General features: G+C 64.6%; 13 protein-coding genes. 10 read left to right on the forward strand and 3 right to left on the reverse strand.

Annotation, left to right across the window (positions count from 1 at the left end; translation table 11 throughout):
* Window positions 1–276: 276 nt before the first annotated feature.
* From SO180_RS18670 to SO180_RS18685, 4 genes are all read left to right on the forward strand, one after another.
* Window positions 277–1,491, forward strand: a complete 1,215-nt coding sequence (locus SO180_RS18670; RefSeq protein WP_449380302.1) for an aminotransferase class I/II-fold pyridoxal phosphate-dependent enzyme — start codon at window positions 277–279, stop codon at window positions 1,489–1,491.
* A gap of 4 nt (window positions 1,492–1,495) precedes the next feature.
* Window positions 1,496–3,967 (forward strand): DNA translocase FtsK, encoded by a 2,472-nt coding sequence (locus tag SO180_RS18675; RefSeq protein ID WP_449380303.1) that lies wholly within the window; start codon window positions 1,496–1,498, stop codon window positions 3,965–3,967.
* Window positions 3,968–4,234: 267 nt separating this feature from the next.
* Entirely contained in the window at window positions 4,235–4,990 is a 756-nt protein-coding gene (locus SO180_RS18680) for an outer membrane lipoprotein carrier protein LolA (RefSeq protein ID WP_449380342.1), read from the forward strand.
* Window positions 4,991–5,128: 138 nt separating this feature from the next.
* Window positions 5,129–5,944 carry an exodeoxyribonuclease III gene (locus SO180_RS18685; RefSeq protein WP_449380304.1) on the forward strand — a complete coding sequence of 272 codons (816 nt, stop codon included), beginning with the start codon at window positions 5,129–5,131 and terminating at the stop codon, window positions 5,942–5,944.
* 131 nt (window positions 5,945–6,075) lie between these two features.
* Here the strand turns inward: SO180_RS18685 and SO180_RS18690 are convergent, their stop codons facing one another.
* Window positions 6,076–6,519 (reverse strand): cyclic nucleotide-binding domain-containing protein, encoded by a 444-nt coding sequence (locus tag SO180_RS18690; RefSeq protein ID WP_449380305.1) that lies wholly within the window; start codon window positions 6,517–6,519, stop codon window positions 6,076–6,078.
* Between the two features lie 59 nt (window positions 6,520–6,578).
* Window positions 6,579–7,265 (reverse strand): response regulator transcription factor, encoded by a 687-nt coding sequence (locus SO180_RS18695; protein ID WP_027525091.1) that lies wholly within the window; start codon window positions 7,263–7,265, stop codon window positions 6,579–6,581.
* Between the two features lie 201 nt (window positions 7,266–7,466).
* On the opposite strand from SO180_RS18695, the gene SO180_RS18700 reads away from it, so the two are divergent.
* Entirely contained in the window at window positions 7,467–8,027 is a 561-nt protein-coding gene (locus SO180_RS18700) for a L,D-transpeptidase family protein (RefSeq protein WP_449380306.1), read from the forward strand.
* Window positions 8,028–8,033: 6 nt separating this feature from the next.
* On the forward strand, window positions 8,034–8,819 hold the full coding sequence (locus tag SO180_RS18705; protein WP_449380307.1) for a 2-keto-4-pentenoate hydratase: 786 nt from the start codon (window positions 8,034–8,036) through the stop codon (window positions 8,817–8,819).
* A gap of 143 nt (window positions 8,820–8,962) precedes the next feature.
* Here SO180_RS18705 and SO180_RS18710 read toward each other — a convergent pair whose 3' ends face one another.
* Window positions 8,963–9,652: a YggS family pyridoxal phosphate-dependent enzyme gene (locus SO180_RS18710; protein WP_449380308.1), complete on the reverse strand. Its 690-nt coding sequence runs from the start codon at window positions 9,650–9,652 to the stop codon at window positions 8,963–8,965.
* Window positions 9,653–9,763: 111 nt separating this feature from the next.
* On the opposite strand from SO180_RS18710, the gene SO180_RS18715 reads away from it, so the two are divergent.
* The 4 genes from SO180_RS18715 to holA all read left to right on the forward strand — a co-directional run bounded on the left by SO180_RS18715 (window position 9,764) and on the right by holA (window position 15,894).
* Complete coding sequence (locus SO180_RS18715; protein WP_449380309.1) at window positions 9,764–11,461, forward strand: diguanylate cyclase domain-containing protein; 1,698 nt, start codon at window positions 9,764–9,766, stop codon at window positions 11,459–11,461.
* Window positions 11,462–11,575: 114 nt separating this feature from the next.
* Window positions 11,576–14,200: a leucine--tRNA ligase gene (gene leuS / locus SO180_RS18720; RefSeq protein WP_449380310.1), complete on the forward strand. Its 2,625-nt coding sequence runs from the start codon at window positions 11,576–11,578 to the stop codon at window positions 14,198–14,200.
* Window positions 14,187–14,738 carry an LPS assembly lipoprotein LptE gene (gene lptE / locus SO180_RS18725; protein WP_449380311.1) on the forward strand — a complete coding sequence of 184 codons (552 nt, stop codon included), beginning with the start codon at window positions 14,187–14,189 and terminating at the stop codon, window positions 14,736–14,738. The genes leuS and lptE overlap by 14 nt, the downstream gene beginning before the upstream one ends.
* A gap of 127 nt (window positions 14,739–14,865) precedes the next feature.
* Window positions 14,866–15,894, forward strand: a complete 1,029-nt coding sequence (gene holA, locus SO180_RS18730) for a DNA polymerase III subunit delta (RefSeq protein WP_449380343.1) — start codon at window positions 14,866–14,868, stop codon at window positions 15,892–15,894.
* The last annotated feature ends 104 nt before the right edge of the window (window positions 15,895–15,998 follow it).

The raw sequence follows: 15,998 nt of genomic DNA on the forward strand, positions 1-15,998 counted from the left end.
CAGCCATAAAACCGGCAAGACTAGCGAATCGCCAACGCGAAAACCTTCTCGGAGGAGGGGGTTAACGGGGCGCAACGGGCTTGCCTAAAATGCCGGGAAACGGAACCGTCGATGGCCACGCATCCCCTGTTGACGGCGGCAATTATTCGGCTCTGGACGGGGGGACCGACCGATGGTTAATCGCGTCTTAACCTCGCCCTATCTATGGTGAACTGAACCGCTTCCGGCCGGTGCGACCTGCAACCGGCAGTTCCAAGAGTGCTGGCGCCCCAACGTATGGCTATGACCGCTTCATCCCGTGCGCCGCAGGGCAGTGGAAGCTCTGAGACCGAACGCTCGCCCTTCATCCGGCTGAACGAGCTCCTGGCCCCGCACCAGCCGGGCAAGTCCTTGATTACGCTCGCGGTTGGCGAGCCGCAGCATCCGGTGCCCGACTTCGTAGGACCGGTGCTCGCAAAGCACATTGCCGAATTCGGCCGCTATCCGCTGGCCAAGGGCATCGAGCCGTTCCGCAAAGCTGCCGCAAGCTGGCTCGGCCATCGCTTCAAGCTGCCCCGGCCGATCGATCCCGAGAACGAGGTCCTGGTTCTCAATGGCAGCCGCGAAGGGCTGTTCTTCGCCGCGATCACGGCTGCACGCTATGTCGGCCCGCGCCCCGGCAAGCCAGCGATCCTGATGCCGAACCCGTTCTATCCGGTCTACGGCGCCGGCACCCGCGCAGCAGCTTGCGAGCTGGTCTATCTGCCAACGACGGTCGAAAACGGTTTCCTGCCCGATCTCGACGCGATCGACGAAGCGACGCTGGCGCGCACCGTGGCGTTCTATATCGCCTCGCCCGCCAACCCGCAGGGCTCGATCGCCTCGCGCGACTACTTCACCCGCCTGAAGGGCCTCGCCGATCGCTATGGCTTCGTCATCCTGAGCGACGAGTGCTACTCGGAGATCTATACGCGGGAAGCGCCGGGCAGCGCGCTCGAATGCGCCGGCCCCGACTTCACCCGCGTCGTCGCCTTCCAGTCGCTCTCCAAGCGCTCGAACCTGCCGGGCCTGCGTGTCGGCTTCGCCGCCGGCGACAAGAAATTCTTGAGCCTGTTTCTCGAGCTGCGCAACGTGGCCGCGCCTCAGGTTCCGGTCCCGCTCCAGCATGTCGCCACCGTCGCCTATGGCGACGAGGCGCATGTCGAGGAGAACCGCAGGCTCTACCGCATCAAGTTCGATCTCGCCGACCAGATCCTCGGCAACCGCTACGGCTATCGCCGGCCCGAAGGTGGCTTTTGCGTCTGGCTCGATACCTCGCCGCTCGGCAGCGACGAGGCCGTGACCTTGAAACTCTGGAAGGAAGCCGGCGTGCGGGTCGTGCCGGGCAGCTACCTGGCGCGGCTCCAGCCGGACGGTTTCAATCCGGGCGCAGGCTTCATTCGCCTGGCGCTGGTGCAGAACGGCGAGGTCACCGCCGAAGCGCTGCACCGGCTCGTCGCGACGTTGGGTTAGGCGGATGAGCATGTCGGCAATCGAACGTGTCATCCCACTGGTCGGACACCTGCCGCCCTCGATCCGTGACGCGCTGACGCGCCGTGTGCGCGAGCTGACAGGTCTTGGCCTGATCGCGTTGTCGGGCGTCGCCGCAACCGCGCTGATGACCTGGTCGGTCCAGGACCCCAGTCTGAGCCACGCCACCTCGCGGCCGATCCGCAACATCCTCGGCTATGCCGGCGCGATCGGCGCCGATCTCGCGATGCAGATTCTCGGTCTCGGCGCCATCATGCTGATTCTCACCGTCGCGGTGTGGGGCTGGCGCATGATGACCCACCGCCCGTTCGATCGCGAGGCGCTGCGGCTCGGCTGCTGGATCCTCTGCACGGTGATCGCGTCGGGTTTTGCGAGCTGCTGGCCGCATGGCGGCGCATGGCCGCTGCCGACCGGGCTCGGTGGCGTGGTCGGCGACGCGCTGGTGCGCGCACCGGCCGTGATCTTCGGACCCGCGGGCGCCATCTATCGCATGGTTTTGGGGACGATCCTGTTCGTCGCGATGGCCACGACGTTCCTGATTGCCTGCGGTCTCGGCGCGCGCGAGCGTGACGACGACGAGCTGACGCCGATCGAGGACGACGACACCCCGTTCGAGGAAGTGGAAGAAGAGGAGCGCGGCTCGGTATCGCTCGGCTGGCTGTTCCATGCGCTGATGAGCACGAAGGCGCGGATCGTCTGGCTCTGTGGTGCCGCCTATCGCTCGTTGGTCTCGAGCGGGTCAAAGCCTCGCGCCGCGACTTTCGATCGCCAGGAGCCCAGTCTTGGCGGCCGCACGGCACCCCCGATTTCGCCGCATGCCGAGGACGAGGACTACGAGGAGGAGAGCGAGGAAGAGGAGGACGAAGAGGAGGAGGCGCCGGCCGCGCGCGCCCCGCGCAAGAAGGCTGCACCGAAGGCCGCTGCCAAGAAATCCTCCGACAAGTTCGACCTTCCGTCTGTCTCCATGCTTGCCGCGCCAAAGGCCGGCGATCGCCAGCCACTCAGCAAGGCCGAGCTGGAAACCAATTCGCGTTCGCTCGAAGGCGTGCTCGGGGACTTTGGCGTGCGCGGCGAGATCGTCAAAGCCAATCCGGGTCCGGTCGTCACGCTGTACGAGCTGGAGCCGGCGCCCGGCATCAAGTCGTCGCGCGTGATCGGCCTTGCCGACGACATCGCGCGCTCCATGAGCGCGCTGTCGGCGCGCGTCGCCGTCGTGCCCGGCCGCAACGCCATCGGCATCGAGCTGCCGAATGCGCATCGCGAAAAGGTGTACCTGCGCGAGCTGCTGGTGGCGAAGGAGGCGACCGAGACGGTGGCAAAACTGCCGCTCTGCCTCGGCAAGACCATCGGCGGCGACCCCGTCATCATCGATCTGGCGCGCACGCCGCACATGCTGATCGCCGGCACCACGGGCTCGGGCAAATCGGTCGCCATCAACACCATGATTCTCAGCCTGGTCTACAGGTTGCGGCCCGATCAGTGCCGGCTGATCATGGTCGATCCGAAGATGCTCGAACTCTCCGTCTATGACGGCATCCCGCATCTGCTCACCCCGGTCGTGACCGACCCGAAGAAGGCGGTGGTCGCGCTGAAATGGGCGGTGCGCGAGATGGAAGAGCGCTACAAGAACATGGCCAAGCTCGGTGTGCGCAACATCGACGGCTACAATGCGCGCCTGCTCGAAGCCAAGGGCAAGGGCGAGGAGCTCACCCGCACGGTGCACACCGGCTTCGACAAGGAGACCGGCAAGGCGATCTACGAGGACGAGAAGCTCGCGCTCGATCCGCTGCCCTACATCGTCATCATCGTCGACGAAATGGCCGACCTGATGATGGTCGCCGGCAAGGACATCGAAGGCGCGGTGCAGCGCCTCGCGCAGATGGCGCGTGCCGCCGGCCTGCACGTGATTCTCGCGACGCAGCGTCCGTCGGTCGACGTCATCACCGGCACCATCAAGGCGAACTTTCCGACCCGCATCGCCTTCCAGGTCACCTCCAAGATCGACAGCCGCACCATCCTCGGCGAGATGGGCGCCGAGCAGCTGCTCGGCCAGGGCGACATGCTCTACATGGCCGGCGGCGGCCGCATCAGCCGCGTGCATGGCCCGTTCGCCTCCGACGAGGAAGTCGAGAAGGTGGTGCGTCACCTCAAGACGCAGGGACAGCCGGAATACCTCGAAGCGGTCACCGCGGAAGAACCTGCCGAGGGCGAAGACGGCGCGGTTTTCGACGCCACCGGCATGGGTGCGGATGGCGGCGGCGACCTGTTCTCGCAGGCCGTCGCGATCGTCAAACGCGACCGCAAGGCCTCCACCAGCTACATCCAGCGCCGGCTCCAGATCGGCTACAACCGCGCCGCCTCGCTGATGGAGCGCATGGAACTGGAAGGTATTGTCGGACCGGCCAATCATGCCGGCAAACGCGAGATTCTGGTCGAGGAAGAGGACAGCCATATGTGAGGCGCAAGGCGCCGGAGCATGATCCGGAAAAGTGTGAGCGGTTTTCCGAAAAGATCATGCTCAAACAATAACCTAAGCGCGATGACGATTCGTCCCAATCTCATCGCGCTTTGGCCTCACAATGAGTTTTTCACGCAAAAACGATCTCCGCTTTTGCCCGAAACCACGGTAAAAGGGCGCCAAGCCACACAGGACGTCGCGTTGACCGGAAATTCAGATATTCGATTTGCTGCCTCCTTCGCCGCGCGCAGCGCGCGGCTTGTGGGCATGCTTGTCATCACCGCCTCGATGGCTGCCGCCAGCGCGACGTCGTTCGCGCAGACCGTCCCCGTTCCGAAACCGGCGCCGAAGGGCCGCGACGGCGGACAGATGAGCGGCGGGCCCGCCACGACCGGCGCCACCCAGACGCCGCCCAATCCGATCATCCCGGATCCGCGCCGCAACGTGCCGAGCAGCATTTTCCAGACCTTTGACGACAAGCAGAAGGCACAGGCCGCCAGGGTCAGCGCCTATCTGTCGTCGCTGCAGACTCTGGTCGGCAATTTCGTGCAGGTCGGGCCGGACGGCAGCAAGACGCAGGGCGACTTCTACATCCAGAAGCCCGGCAAGATGCGCGTCGAATACGATCCGCCCAATCCGATCGACATCATCGCCGACGGATCCTCGCTCGTGGTGCGCGACCGCAAGCTCGCGACGCAGGACGTCTATCCGCTGTCGCAGACGCCGCTGCGCTTCCTGCTCTCGGACCGCATCGACCTGATGAAGGACACCAACGTCGTCAACGTCACCGCGGACGATCTCTTCGTCAGCGTCACCATCGAGGAGAAGCAGGCGCTGATCGGCACCAGCCGCCTGCTGCTGATGGTCGGCGCCAAGGACGGCCAATTGAAGCAATGGACGGTGACCGACCCGCAGGGCTACGACACCACCTTCGCGGTCTATAATCTCGACAGCACCAAGAAGCTCGATCCGAACATGTTCAAGATCGACTTCACCAACTACAACGTCCCGTCGCCGGGATAGATCTCCGCTGCTGTAGGTGTCGTAGGGCGGGCAAAGCGAAGCGTGCCCACCATTTTTGTACGAAATTGAGAGAAGATGGTGGGCACGGCGCCATGCGCCTTTGCCCACCCCACGAGAGCTTGCTATGACGCATCCCTCATGCGTCTCTCCCTGACAACCTGGAACATCAATTCGGTGCGGCTGCGCATCGATCTCGTCGCCAAATTCCTCAAGAGCGCACGGCCGGACGTGCTGTGCCTGCAGGAGACCAAGTGCATCGACGATGCCTTTCCGCTCAAGCGCTTCAAGCGGCTCGGTTATGAGCACATCGCACTGAACGGGCAGAAAGGCTATCACGGCGTCGCCATCGTCTCGAAGCTGCCGTTCGAGGCAACCGACATCCGCACCTTCTGCGACAAGATCGATTCACGCCACATCTCGGTGTCGTTCGGCGAGAAAGCAAACATCGCAAAGCCGCTGGTGCTGCACAATTTCTACGTCCCCGCCGGCGGCGACATTCCCGATCCCGCGCTGAACGAGAAATTCGACCACAAGCTTCGCTTCCTCGACGAGATGAAGGCGTGCGAGCCGCTGCACCCGCGCGGGGAGGATCGCCACATCCTGGTCGGCGATCTCAACGTCGCACCGCATGAGAACGACGTCTGGTCGCACAAGCAGCTTCTGAAGGTGGTCTCGCACACGCCGATCGAATGCGAGAAGCTGCTGGCAGCGCTCTCCGCCGGCGAATGGGTCGACGTCGCGCGCGAGCGCATTCCGATGTCGGAGAAGGTCTATACGTGGTGGAGCTACCGCGCCGCCGACTGGACCGTCGGCGACCGCGGCCGCAGGCTCGACCACATCTGGGTCTCGCGCGCGCTCAAGGATGCGGTCAGCGACTTCAGGATTCTTCGCGATGCGCGGAGCTGGGAGCGTCCGTCCGACCACGTGCCGGTAACGGTGACGCTGGAGGTGTAGTCGCCAACCACAACCGAAGCCCTCATCCTGAGGAGCGCGCTCGCGCGCGTCTCGAAGGATGAGCCGCGGGCAACACTCGGGCCTTCATGGTTCGAGACGGCGCTGACGCGCCTCCTCACCATGAGGAGCAGCTAGTTATTCAGCTTCGAGCCCGCCGTCAGAATATCGCTTGCGATCTGGCTCGACCGGATCGCGAACTCATCGCGCAGGCGGAGAGCGGCGGCCGGATCGCTCTCCAGAACGCGCTGAAACAGGCTGCGGGCGACGCGGATGACGGAGGAGTGCTCGAGCGCGATCGCACTCGAGGGACGCTTCATCGGCACCACCAGCGCGAGCTCGCCGATCAGCGTGCCGGGGCCGGCGATCATCTCGGCGCCGGCGCCGTCCTCGACGCGAAAGGCGCCGCGCTGAACCACGAAGCCGGCGTCCGCGTCGTCGCCCTGATTGAAGAGGACGTCGCCGCGCACGAAATCGCGCTGCTCGGAGCCGATCGCCAACATGCGCAGCGAAGCGTCTCCCAACAGCCGCAGTGTCGGGACACGCTCGAGCAGCGCTACGTCGTCGTCGATTGACATTCAGGTCCGTGGCTCAAAGGCCCGCGATCTCAAACGATTCGCGGGACCTTGGGAGCGTATCACGGCACCAGCTTGTAGCCACCGGCTTCCGTGACCAGGATTTCCGGGTTGGCAGCGTCCTTCTCGATCTTCTGGCGGAGACGGTAGATGTGGGTTTCCAGCGTGTGCGTAGTGACACCGGAATTATAGCCCCAGACCTCCTGGAGCAGCGTCTCGCGCGAGACCGGCATCTGGCCGGCCCGGTAGAGGAAGCGAAGGATGGCGGTTTCCTTCTCGGTCAGCCGCACCTTGCGGGCATTGGCCGCGGTCAGCATCTTCGAGCCCGGACGGAAGCTGTAGGGCCCGACCGAGAACACCGCGTCTTCGCTCGCTTCGTGCTGACGAAGCTGGGCGCGGATGCGCGCCAGCAGCACCGCGAAGCGGAAGGGCTTTGCGACATAATCGTTGGCGCCGGATTCCAGGCCCAAAATCGTGTCGGAATCCGTATCGTGCCCGGTCAGCATGATGATCGGGGCCTTGAAGCCGCCCTTGCGCAAGCTACGCACCACCTCGCGGCCGTCGGTGTCGGGCAGGCCGACATCCATCAGTACCAGATCGGGGGAATTGGCCTTTGCGGCGCTCGCGCCCTTCGCACCGGTATCGACGGCGGAGGCTTCGAACTCTTCGTGCAGCGATAATTGCTCCACCAACGTATCGCGCAGATCGGAATCGTCATCCACGATCAGGATCTTGCGGGCATTGGCCATGGGGTCATCCTTTTGGGGTCGAACTCCGACGCGCGCATGCCGCCTCAGAGCTGCGATTGGTAAGTTAGAGGTCGCCGTTATTATTGTTGTTCGTGTTGAAGTAGTGGGCTGTTACCGATTCTCAAGCCAGAACTACTTTAACTCAGAATAGCAGGGCTTTTCGATGAATGTCCTGTAATGAAGCCGACACCGCGCCTTCACATGAAAAATTCTTATTCCTCAATTACTTACGCCAAGAACAGACCGCTTTCCACGATCCGGGTGAGAGCGTCGGCTGGCAATCCGCGGCGGGGCTGGCTGACCGCCGGACCCCTGACGATTCCCGTCGCGCTCGGCCGTGGCGGCATTCGCGCCGACAAGCGCGAGGGCGACGGCGGCACGCCGAAGGGCAGCTTTCGGCCGCGGCAGCTCTGGTGGCGGGGCGACCGCCACAACCGGCCGCAGACCTTCCTGCCGACCCGCGCCATTCAGCCCGACGATGCCTGGTGCGAAGACCCCGCCGACCGCCATTACAACCGGCCGATCCGGCGCGGGGCGGGGCAGGGCGGCGATCGGCTCACGCGCGCCGACCACCTCTATGACTTCATCGTCGAGATCGACCACAATACGCGGCCACGCATTCCCGGGCGCGGCAGTGCCGTATTCCTGCATCTGGCGCGCGACAATTTTGGGCCGACGGCCGGCTGCGTCTCCATGAGGCAAGCAGCGATGGTGCAGTTGTTGCGGCGCCTTGGACCACGGACCAGGATCATCATCGGGTGAGGGACCATGCTCGACGAGAACCAGATCAAGGCTGCCTCGCGGGTGCTCGCAGGCCATTGGAGCGCCGGCACCAAGCTTGACGCGCTCGAAAACTCCTTGCGGCCGCATACGCGCAGCGAGGGCTATGCCATCCAGGCCGCGCTCGAATCCGCTTCAGGCGGCAAGCTGTTCGGCTGGAAGATCGCGGCAACCAGCGAGGCCGGGCAAAAGCACATCAACGTCAGGGGACCGATGGCCGGGCGCATCCTGAGCGACACCGTCATCGCCGATGGCGGCACGGCCTCGATGAAGGGCAACGAGATGCGGGTGGGCGAGCCGGAATTCGCCTTTCGCATGGCGCGCGACCTGCCGCCGAGATCCTCAAGCTATGGCGTCGAAGAGGTCCTTGCTGCCGTCGCCAGCCTGCATCCCGCGATCGAGATTCCCGATTCGCGCTTTGCCGATTTCGCCAGCGCCGGCGAGGCGCAGCTCATCGCCGACAATGCGTGCGCCCATCTGTTCGTGCTGGGCGCGCCGACCACGGTGGATTGGCGCGCGCGTGATCTCGTGGAGGAGCGGCCAGAGATCACGCTGCGTGGCCAGCGCTACGTCGGCCATGGCAAGAACGTGCTTGGCGATCCCCGTGTCGCACTCGCCTGGCTCGCCAACGAGCTGCGCGCGCTCGGGATCACACTAAGAGCGGGGGAGGTGGTGACGACCGGCACCTGCCATCCGCCGCTGCCGATTGGGGCCGGCGATCATCTCGCCGCCGATTTCGGTGCGCTGGGAAAGGTCTCGGTGAGATTCGGGTAGTCACTCACACTGCGCCGTCATTGCGAGGAGCGAAGCGACGAAGCAATCCAGGCTGCCTCAGCGGAAGGATACTGGATTGCTTCGCGTCGCTCGCAATGACGAACTTGAGATCTTGCGTGAGGCACGGCCTTCGCCGACGGTTACTACCGATGCCCGAAGATCGCCGAGCCCACGCGGATATGCGTGGCACCTAACATGATGGCGGTGGCGAAATCCGCGGTCATGCCCATCGAAAGATTCTTCAATCCGTTGCGCGCGGCGATCTTGGCGGTGAGCGCGAAATGCGCGGCCGGCGGCTCGTTCGCTGGCGGGATGCACATCAGGCCGGAAATGGTGAGCCCGTAGGTGTCGCTGCAGCTCGCGATGAAGGCATCCGCCTCGCCGGGCGCGACGCCGGCCTTCTGCGGCTCCTCGCCGGTGTTGATCTGGACGAAGAGCTGCGGGTGCCGGTTCTGGGATTCGATTTCCTTGGCTAACGCCTGGCAAATGCTCGGACGGTCGACCGAATGAATGGCGTCGAACAGCGCGACCGCTTCTTTCGCCTTGTTGGATTGCAGCGGTCCGATCAGATGCAGTGCGATATCCGAGTAACTCGAAATTAACGCCGGCCACTTCGCCTTGGCTTCCTGCACGCGATTCTCGCCGAATACGCGCTGTCCGGCCGCGATGACCGGCGTAATTGCATCCGCGGCGAACGTCTTCGACACCGCGATCAGCGTCACCGCAGTGCGATCGCGCTGCGCGTCCTTGCAGGCGCGCGCGATCTCCTGTTCCACAACGGCGAGCGCATTTGGTGAATGCCCGGTTAGCGGCAAGGCGTTGGCTTCTGTCATGACGTCGCTCGAGACCCGTGTCTCTACGGAGGTAGTTCCAATTTTATCGAGTTCAAGAAAGGCTTCTTGAACCCTTGGAACTAAGTTGCGCGCGGGGTGGGTAGCACAAAAATGGCCAACATCAGTCTCAACCGCAAACGCGCGAAACTCAAGCAGGTTCTCGGAATCCGGGCCCGGCTTGCGTTGCTCGCGGTGATTCTGGTGACGCCCCTGATGCTGGAGCGCATCCGTTCGCTCGAAGATGCGCGCGTCAAGCAGATTGCGCAAGCGACGACCGAGTTCACCACCGTTGCGAGGCACAGCGCGGACGCGCAGCGCGAGGTGATTTCGTCGGTCGAGACCATTTTGAAATCCGAGGCTTTCATCCGCGCTTCCGCCGGCGGCGTCAGCAAGAGCTGCGACGTGTTGCGCGCGAGCCTGCCGGCCAGCCTGCCCTGGATTCGCACGCTGCTGATCGCCGGCCAGGACGGCCGCATCCAGTGCTCGACCAACAACATGTATGTCGGCCTCGACTTGAGTGACCGGCCCTATTTCCAACAGGCGCAGGAAACCGGCCGTTTCGTGCTCTCCGATTTCCTGCTGGCAAAACCTTCGCAGATGCCGACCGTGATGGCGGTCTATCCGGTCTCCGCGCTCTCGGGCGTCCCGGACGCCGTGGTGCTCGCGACCGTGAACCTCGACTGGATGTCGAAGATCATGAACAATCTGGGCGGCCGCTCCGGCATTTCGGCCGTGCTGGTCGATAGCACCGGCACGGTGCTGGCCGCGCCCGCCGACCAGTACAGCGCGGTCGGACGTCCGCTCGACAACCTGCCGCTGATGTCGGCGATCGCCGACATGGCGCTGCGCTCGGATCAGGACGAGGGATCGCTGTCCTTCACGGCGGTCGACGGCTCCCGCCGCGCAGTCAGCTACATGCGCATCGCCGGCACCAATGCGCGCCTGATCGCCAGCATCGACGAGGACAAGGTCTCTGCCGCCGTCAGCCGCGACATCCGCACCGCTTATCTCCAGCTCGCTTTCGTCGTCGTGTTCGTTCTGCTCGGCGCACTGATTGCGGCAGAGAAGCTGGTGATCAAGCCGATCGAGATGCTCGCGGACATGGCCAAGCGCTTTGGCCAGGGCGACCTCTCGGCCCGCGCCGCGCGCAATCGCCTGCCCGCCGAGTTCGTGCCGCTCGCCCGGGCCTTCAATGCGATGGCCGCGCAGCTCGGGCAGCGTGAACGCGAGCTGATCGCGAGCAACGACCGGCTGACCGTGATGGCCTCGATCGACATGCTGTCGGGTCTTGCCAACCGCCGCGGCTTCCAGAGCCGCCTCGATTTCGAATGGATGCGCGCGCAGCAATATGACAGCGACCTGTCGCTGCTGATGATCGACGTCGATCATTTCAAGCTCTTCAACGACACCTATGGCCATCTCGAGGGCGATTCCTGCCTGACCCGGCTCGGCGAAACGCTGTCGGGGATTGCGGCCGACACCATGGGCTTTGCCGCGCGGTATGGCGGCGAGGAATTCTGCCTGTTGCTGCCGAACACGGACCTCACGCGTGCCATGGAGATCGGCGAGACCGTTCGCGCCGCAGTGCTGCGGCTGTGCCTGCCGCATATCACCTCGAGCCACATGATCGTCACCGTCTCGATCGGCGTTGCCGCAGCGCGGCCCAATGAGACCTTGCGTCCGGGCGATCTCATCGAAGCGGCCGACGCCGCGCTCTACGCCGCCAAACATCGCGGCCGCAACACCGTCGTCGAGCACGGTTCGGTGCAGGAGAGCGAAGGCGCCAGCGCGATGGCGATGGCGGTCTGAAACAGCCCCCGCTCAGGCCGTTTTGAAGGCCTTAGACGTTGACCCCCGAGCTGCTTTTGTGGCCTAGTCCGCCGTCTTTACGACGGCCGAACCCTAGAAAACCGCAACGATTCCATGACCTCCGAACGTTATAACGCCCGCGATTCCGAACCGCGCTGGCAAGCCGCCTGGGACGAAAAGGCGATCTTCGTCTCCCGAAACGACGATTCGCGGCCGAAATACTACGTGCTCGAGATGTTCCCTTACCCGTCCGGGCGCATCCATATCGGCCACGTCCGGAACTATACGCTCGGTGACGTGCTGGCCCGCTTCATGCGCGCCAAGGGTTTCAACGTGCTGCACCCGATGGGCTGGGATGCCTTCGGCCTGCCGGCGGAGAACGCCGCGATCGAGCGCAAGGTCGCGCCGAAAGCCTGGACCTACGACAACATCGCCGCGATGAAGAAGCAGCTCCGCTCGATCGGGTTGTCGCTGGACTGGAGCCGCGAGATCGCAACCTGCGATCCCTCATACTACAAGCACCAGCAGAAGATGTTCCTGGACTTCCTGCGCGAGGGCCTCGCCGAGCGCGAGAAGCGCAAGGTGAACTGGGACCCCGTCGACATGACGGTGCTCGCCAACGAGCAGGTGATCGACGGCCGTGGCTGGCGTTCGGGCGCTGTCGTTGAACAGCGGGAAATGAACCAGTGGGTCTTCAAGATCACGAAGTACTCGCAGGAACTCCTGAGCGCGCTGGATACGCTCGACCGCTGGCCGGACAAGGTGCGGCTGATGCAGCGCAATTGGATCGGCCGCTCCGAGGGCCTGCTGATCCGCTTCGCGCTGGATCAGGCCACGACACCTGCCGGCGAGAGCGAGCTGAAGATTTTCACCACGCGCCCGGACACGCTGTTCGGCGCAAAGTTCATGGCGATCTCGGCCGATCATCCGCTGGCGCAGGCTGCCGCCGCCAAAAACCCGAAGCTTGCCGAGTTCATCGCCGAGATCAAGAAGATCGGCACCGCGCAGGAGATCATCGACACCGCCGAGAAGCAGGGCTTTGACACCGGCATCCGCGCCGTCCACCCGTTCGATCCGACCTGGAAGCTGCCGGTCTATGTCGCGAACTTCGTGCTGATGGAATACGGCACCGGCGCGATCTTCGGCTGCCCGGGCCATGACCAGCGCGACCTCGACTTCGTCAACAAGTACAATCTCGGCGTCACGCCGGTGGTGTGCCCCGAAGGCCAGGATCCGAAGACCTTTGTCATCACCGACACCGCCTATGACGGTGACGGCCGCATGATCAATTCGCGCTTCCTCGACGGCATGACCATCGACGCGGCGAAGGAAGAGATCGCAAAGCGCCTGGAAAACGAGATGCGCGGCAACGCGCCCGTCGGCGAGCGCCAGGTGAATTTCCGCCTGCGCGACTGGGGCATCTCGCGCCAGCGCTATTGGGGCTGCCCGATTCCCGTCATCCACTGCCCGAAATGCGACGTGGTGCCGGTGCCGGATTCAGAGCTGCCGGTGAAGCTGCCCGACGATGCGACCTTCGACAAGCCGGGCAACGCGCTCGATCATCATCCGACCTGGAAGCACGTCACCTGCCCGAAATGCGGCGGCAAGGCTCTGCGCGAAACCGACACCATGGACACCTTCGTGGATTCGTCCTGGTACTTTGCGCGCTTCACCGATCCCTGGAACGAGGCCTCGCCGACGACGCCTGCGGTGGCGAACCGGATGCTGCCGGTCGACCAGTATATCGGCGGCGTCGAGCATGCGATTCTGCATCTGCTCTACAGCCGCTTCTTCACCCGCGCGATGAAGGCGACCGGCCATATCGCGCTGGATGAGCCGTTCGCCGGCATGTTCACGCAGGGCATGGTGGTGCACGAGACCTACCAGAAGGCCGACGGCACCTACGTGCAGCCGGTCGAGGTGAAGGTCGAGACCGGCGGCAATGGCCGGCGCGCCACGCTGCTCAGCACAGGCGAGGACATCCAGATCGGCGCGATCGAGAAGATGTCGAAGTCGAAGAAGAACACGGTCGACCCCGACGACATCATCGAGACCTATGGCGCCGACGTCGCGCGCTGGTTCATGTTGTCGGACTCACCGCCCGACCGCGACGTGATCTGGAGCGACGAGCGCGTTCAGGGCGCCTCGCGCTTCGTGCAGCGGCTGTGGCGGCTGGTGAACGAAGCCGCGGAAGCCTCCAAGGGCGCGCCGGCGGCCCGGCCGGCGAGCTTTGGCGCCGATGCGATCGCCCTGCGCAAGGCCGCCCATGGCGCGCTGGACAAGGTCACGATCGGAATCGAGCGGCTGCACTTCAACGTCTGCCTCGCCCATATCCGCGAATTCGCCAACAGCCTGTCCGAGGTGCTCCAGCGCCCCGGCCAGCCGGCGGCCGACCTCGGCTGGGCGATCCGGGAGGCCGGGGCCATCCTGGTCCAGCTGTTCTCCCCGATGATGCCGCACCTGGCCGAGGAGTGCTGGCGGGTAGCGGGCCAGACCGGCTTCGTTTCGGAGGCCGCATGGCCGCAAATCGAACGCGATTTGCTGGTTGAAGACACCGTGACCCTGGTGGTCCAGGTCAACGGCAAGAAGCGGGGTGAGGTCACGGTTGCAACAGTGGCCCAGAATCCGGAAATCGAGGCTGCCGTTTTGGCCCTCGATGCGGTAAAGCTGGCCCTGGACGGCAAGCCCGTCCGCAAGGTGATCATCGTCCCCAAGAGGATCGTGAATGTTGTCGGCTAGGATCCGCATCGCTGCCCGCCTCGTCGCGGTTGCCGCCCTTGCGGCAATGACGGCCGGCTGCTTCCGGCCGATGTATGCCGAGCATACCGACGGTACTCCGGGATTGCGGGACAAGTTGATGGGCGTGGAAATCCCCCCCGTCGACAAGCCCAATGCCTCGCGCGAGGCCCGGGTCGGCGTGGAGATCCGCAACGCCCTCGCCTTCAAGCTTTATGGCAGCGCCACCGGCGCGCCGCCGACCCACCGCCTGGAGCTGCGGTTCACGACCAGCCGCTCCTCACTGCTCATCAGCTCCGCGACGGGCCTGCCGACGAGCGAGAACTACGGCATCGACGTTCAGTATAATCTGATCAACAACGCGACCAACACGTCGGTGATGACCGGCACCACCTTCTCGCGCGTGTCCTACGACATCCCGGGCTCCTATCAGCGCTTCGCCCGTCAGCGCGCCGTTCGCGATGCGGAAGACCGTGCCGCCAACGAGGTCGCCGACAACATCTCGACCCGCCTCGCCGCCTTCTTCACCGCCGGCACGTAACCGCTTCCGTCATTCCGGGGCACGCGAAGCGTGAACGCGGAATGACGATCCGTAACCTCTGGATTCTATGGTGCGCATTTGCGCACCATAGTTCGCGCGCTGCGCGCCCCGAATGACGATTTGGCCCATGGTCGCGTTGCGCGGAAAAGAGATCGACGCCTTCCTGGCCCGCCCCGATTCGGGCCGTCCGATCATCCTGCTCTATGGCCCCGATGCCGGGCTCGTTCGCGAGCGCGCCGACGCGCTGATCGCATCCGCGGTCGATGATCCCAACGACCCCTTCTCGCTGGTCAAGCTCGACGGCGATGAACTCTCGGCTGAACCCTCGCGCCTCGTCGACGAAGCCATGACCGTGCCGCTGTTCGGCGGCCGCCGCGCCATCCGCGTGCGCGCCGGCTCGCGCAGCTTTGCCAGTGGCGTCGACACGCTGGCCGAGATGAACGTGACGGACTGCCGCATCGTGATCGAGGCCGGCGAGCTCCGTCCCGAATCGCCGCTGCGCAAGGCCTGCGAGCGCGCCAAGACGGCAGTCGCGATCGGCTGCTATCCCGACACCGAGCGCGATCTCGCCAAGCTGATGGAAGACGAGCTGCGCATCGCCAATTTGCGTATCGCGCAGGACGCGCGCGCCGCGCTGATGTCGTTCCTCGGCGGCGACCGCCAGGCCTCGCGCAATGAGCTGCGCAAGCTGACGCTCTATGCTCACGGCAAGGGCGAGATCACGCTCGACGACGTGATGGCGGTCGTCGCTGACGCGTCCGAGCTCAAGCTCGATCCGATCGTCGACGGCGCCTTCGCCGGACGCCCCGACATCGTCGAAAGCGAGTTCGCCAAGGCGATGATCGCCGGAACCTATCCCGGCATGATCATCTCAGCCGCGCAGCGCCAGGCGGCGTGGCTGCACAAGTCGGCGCTCACCGTCGCCGAGGGCACGCCGATCTCGGCCGTGCTCGAAGGCGGGTTTCCGCGGCTGCATTTTTCACGAAAGCCCGCGGCCGAAACGGCGCTGCGCAATTTCAGCGTGGCGCGACTTGCCGGCGTCATCGAGCAGCTTGCAACCGCAGCCCTCGATACCCGCAAGCAGCCGTCCCTCGCCGCCGCGATCGCGCAGCGCACGCTGATGGCGATCGCCGCGAACGCGAAGCGGCGGGGTTGAAACTCCGCTCCATCCACGCGTCATTGCGAGACGCGCCTTCAGGCGCGAACTATGGTGGGCAATTGCGCACCATAGAATCTAGAGGTTGTTGCGCGAGATCCCGG

It is taken from the genome of Bradyrhizobium sp. UFLA05-112, assembly GCF_053572325.1.

Coding starts and splice junctions, on each gene's coding strand:
- SO180_RS18670 (WP_449380302.1), top strand. CDS start 277: ATGGCTATGACCGCTTCATCCCGTGCGCCGCAGGGCAGTGGAAGCTCT.
- SO180_RS18675 (WP_449380303.1), top strand. CDS start 1,496: ATGAGCATGTCGGCAATCGAACGTGTCATCCCACTGGTCGGACACCTG.
- SO180_RS18680 (WP_449380342.1), top strand. CDS start 4,235: ATGCTTGTCATCACCGCCTCGATGGCTGCCGCCAGCGCGACGTCGTTC.
- SO180_RS18685 (WP_449380304.1), top strand. CDS start 5,129: ATGCGTCTCTCCCTGACAACCTGGAACATCAATTCGGTGCGGCTGCGC.
- SO180_RS18690 (WP_449380305.1), bottom strand. CDS start 6,519: ATGTCAATCGACGACGACGTAGCGCTGCTCGAGCGTGTCCCGACACTG.
- SO180_RS18695 (WP_027525091.1), bottom strand. CDS start 7,265: ATGGCCAATGCCCGCAAGATCCTGATCGTGGATGACGATTCCGATCTG.
- SO180_RS18700 (WP_449380306.1), top strand. CDS start 7,467: ATGAAAAATTCTTATTCCTCAATTACTTACGCCAAGAACAGACCGCTT.
- SO180_RS18705 (WP_449380307.1), top strand. CDS start 8,034: ATGCTCGACGAGAACCAGATCAAGGCTGCCTCGCGGGTGCTCGCAGGC.
- SO180_RS18710 (WP_449380308.1), bottom strand. CDS start 9,652: ATGACAGAAGCCAACGCCTTGCCGCTAACCGGGCATTCACCAAATGCG.
- SO180_RS18715 (WP_449380309.1), top strand. CDS start 9,764: ATGGCCAACATCAGTCTCAACCGCAAACGCGCGAAACTCAAGCAGGTT.
- leuS (WP_449380310.1), top strand. CDS start 11,576: ATGACCTCCGAACGTTATAACGCCCGCGATTCCGAACCGCGCTGGCAA.
- lptE (WP_449380311.1), top strand. CDS start 14,187: ATGTTGTCGGCTAGGATCCGCATCGCTGCCCGCCTCGTCGCGGTTGCC.
- holA (WP_449380343.1), top strand. CDS start 14,866: ATGGTCGCGTTGCGCGGAAAAGAGATCGACGCCTTCCTGGCCCGCCCC.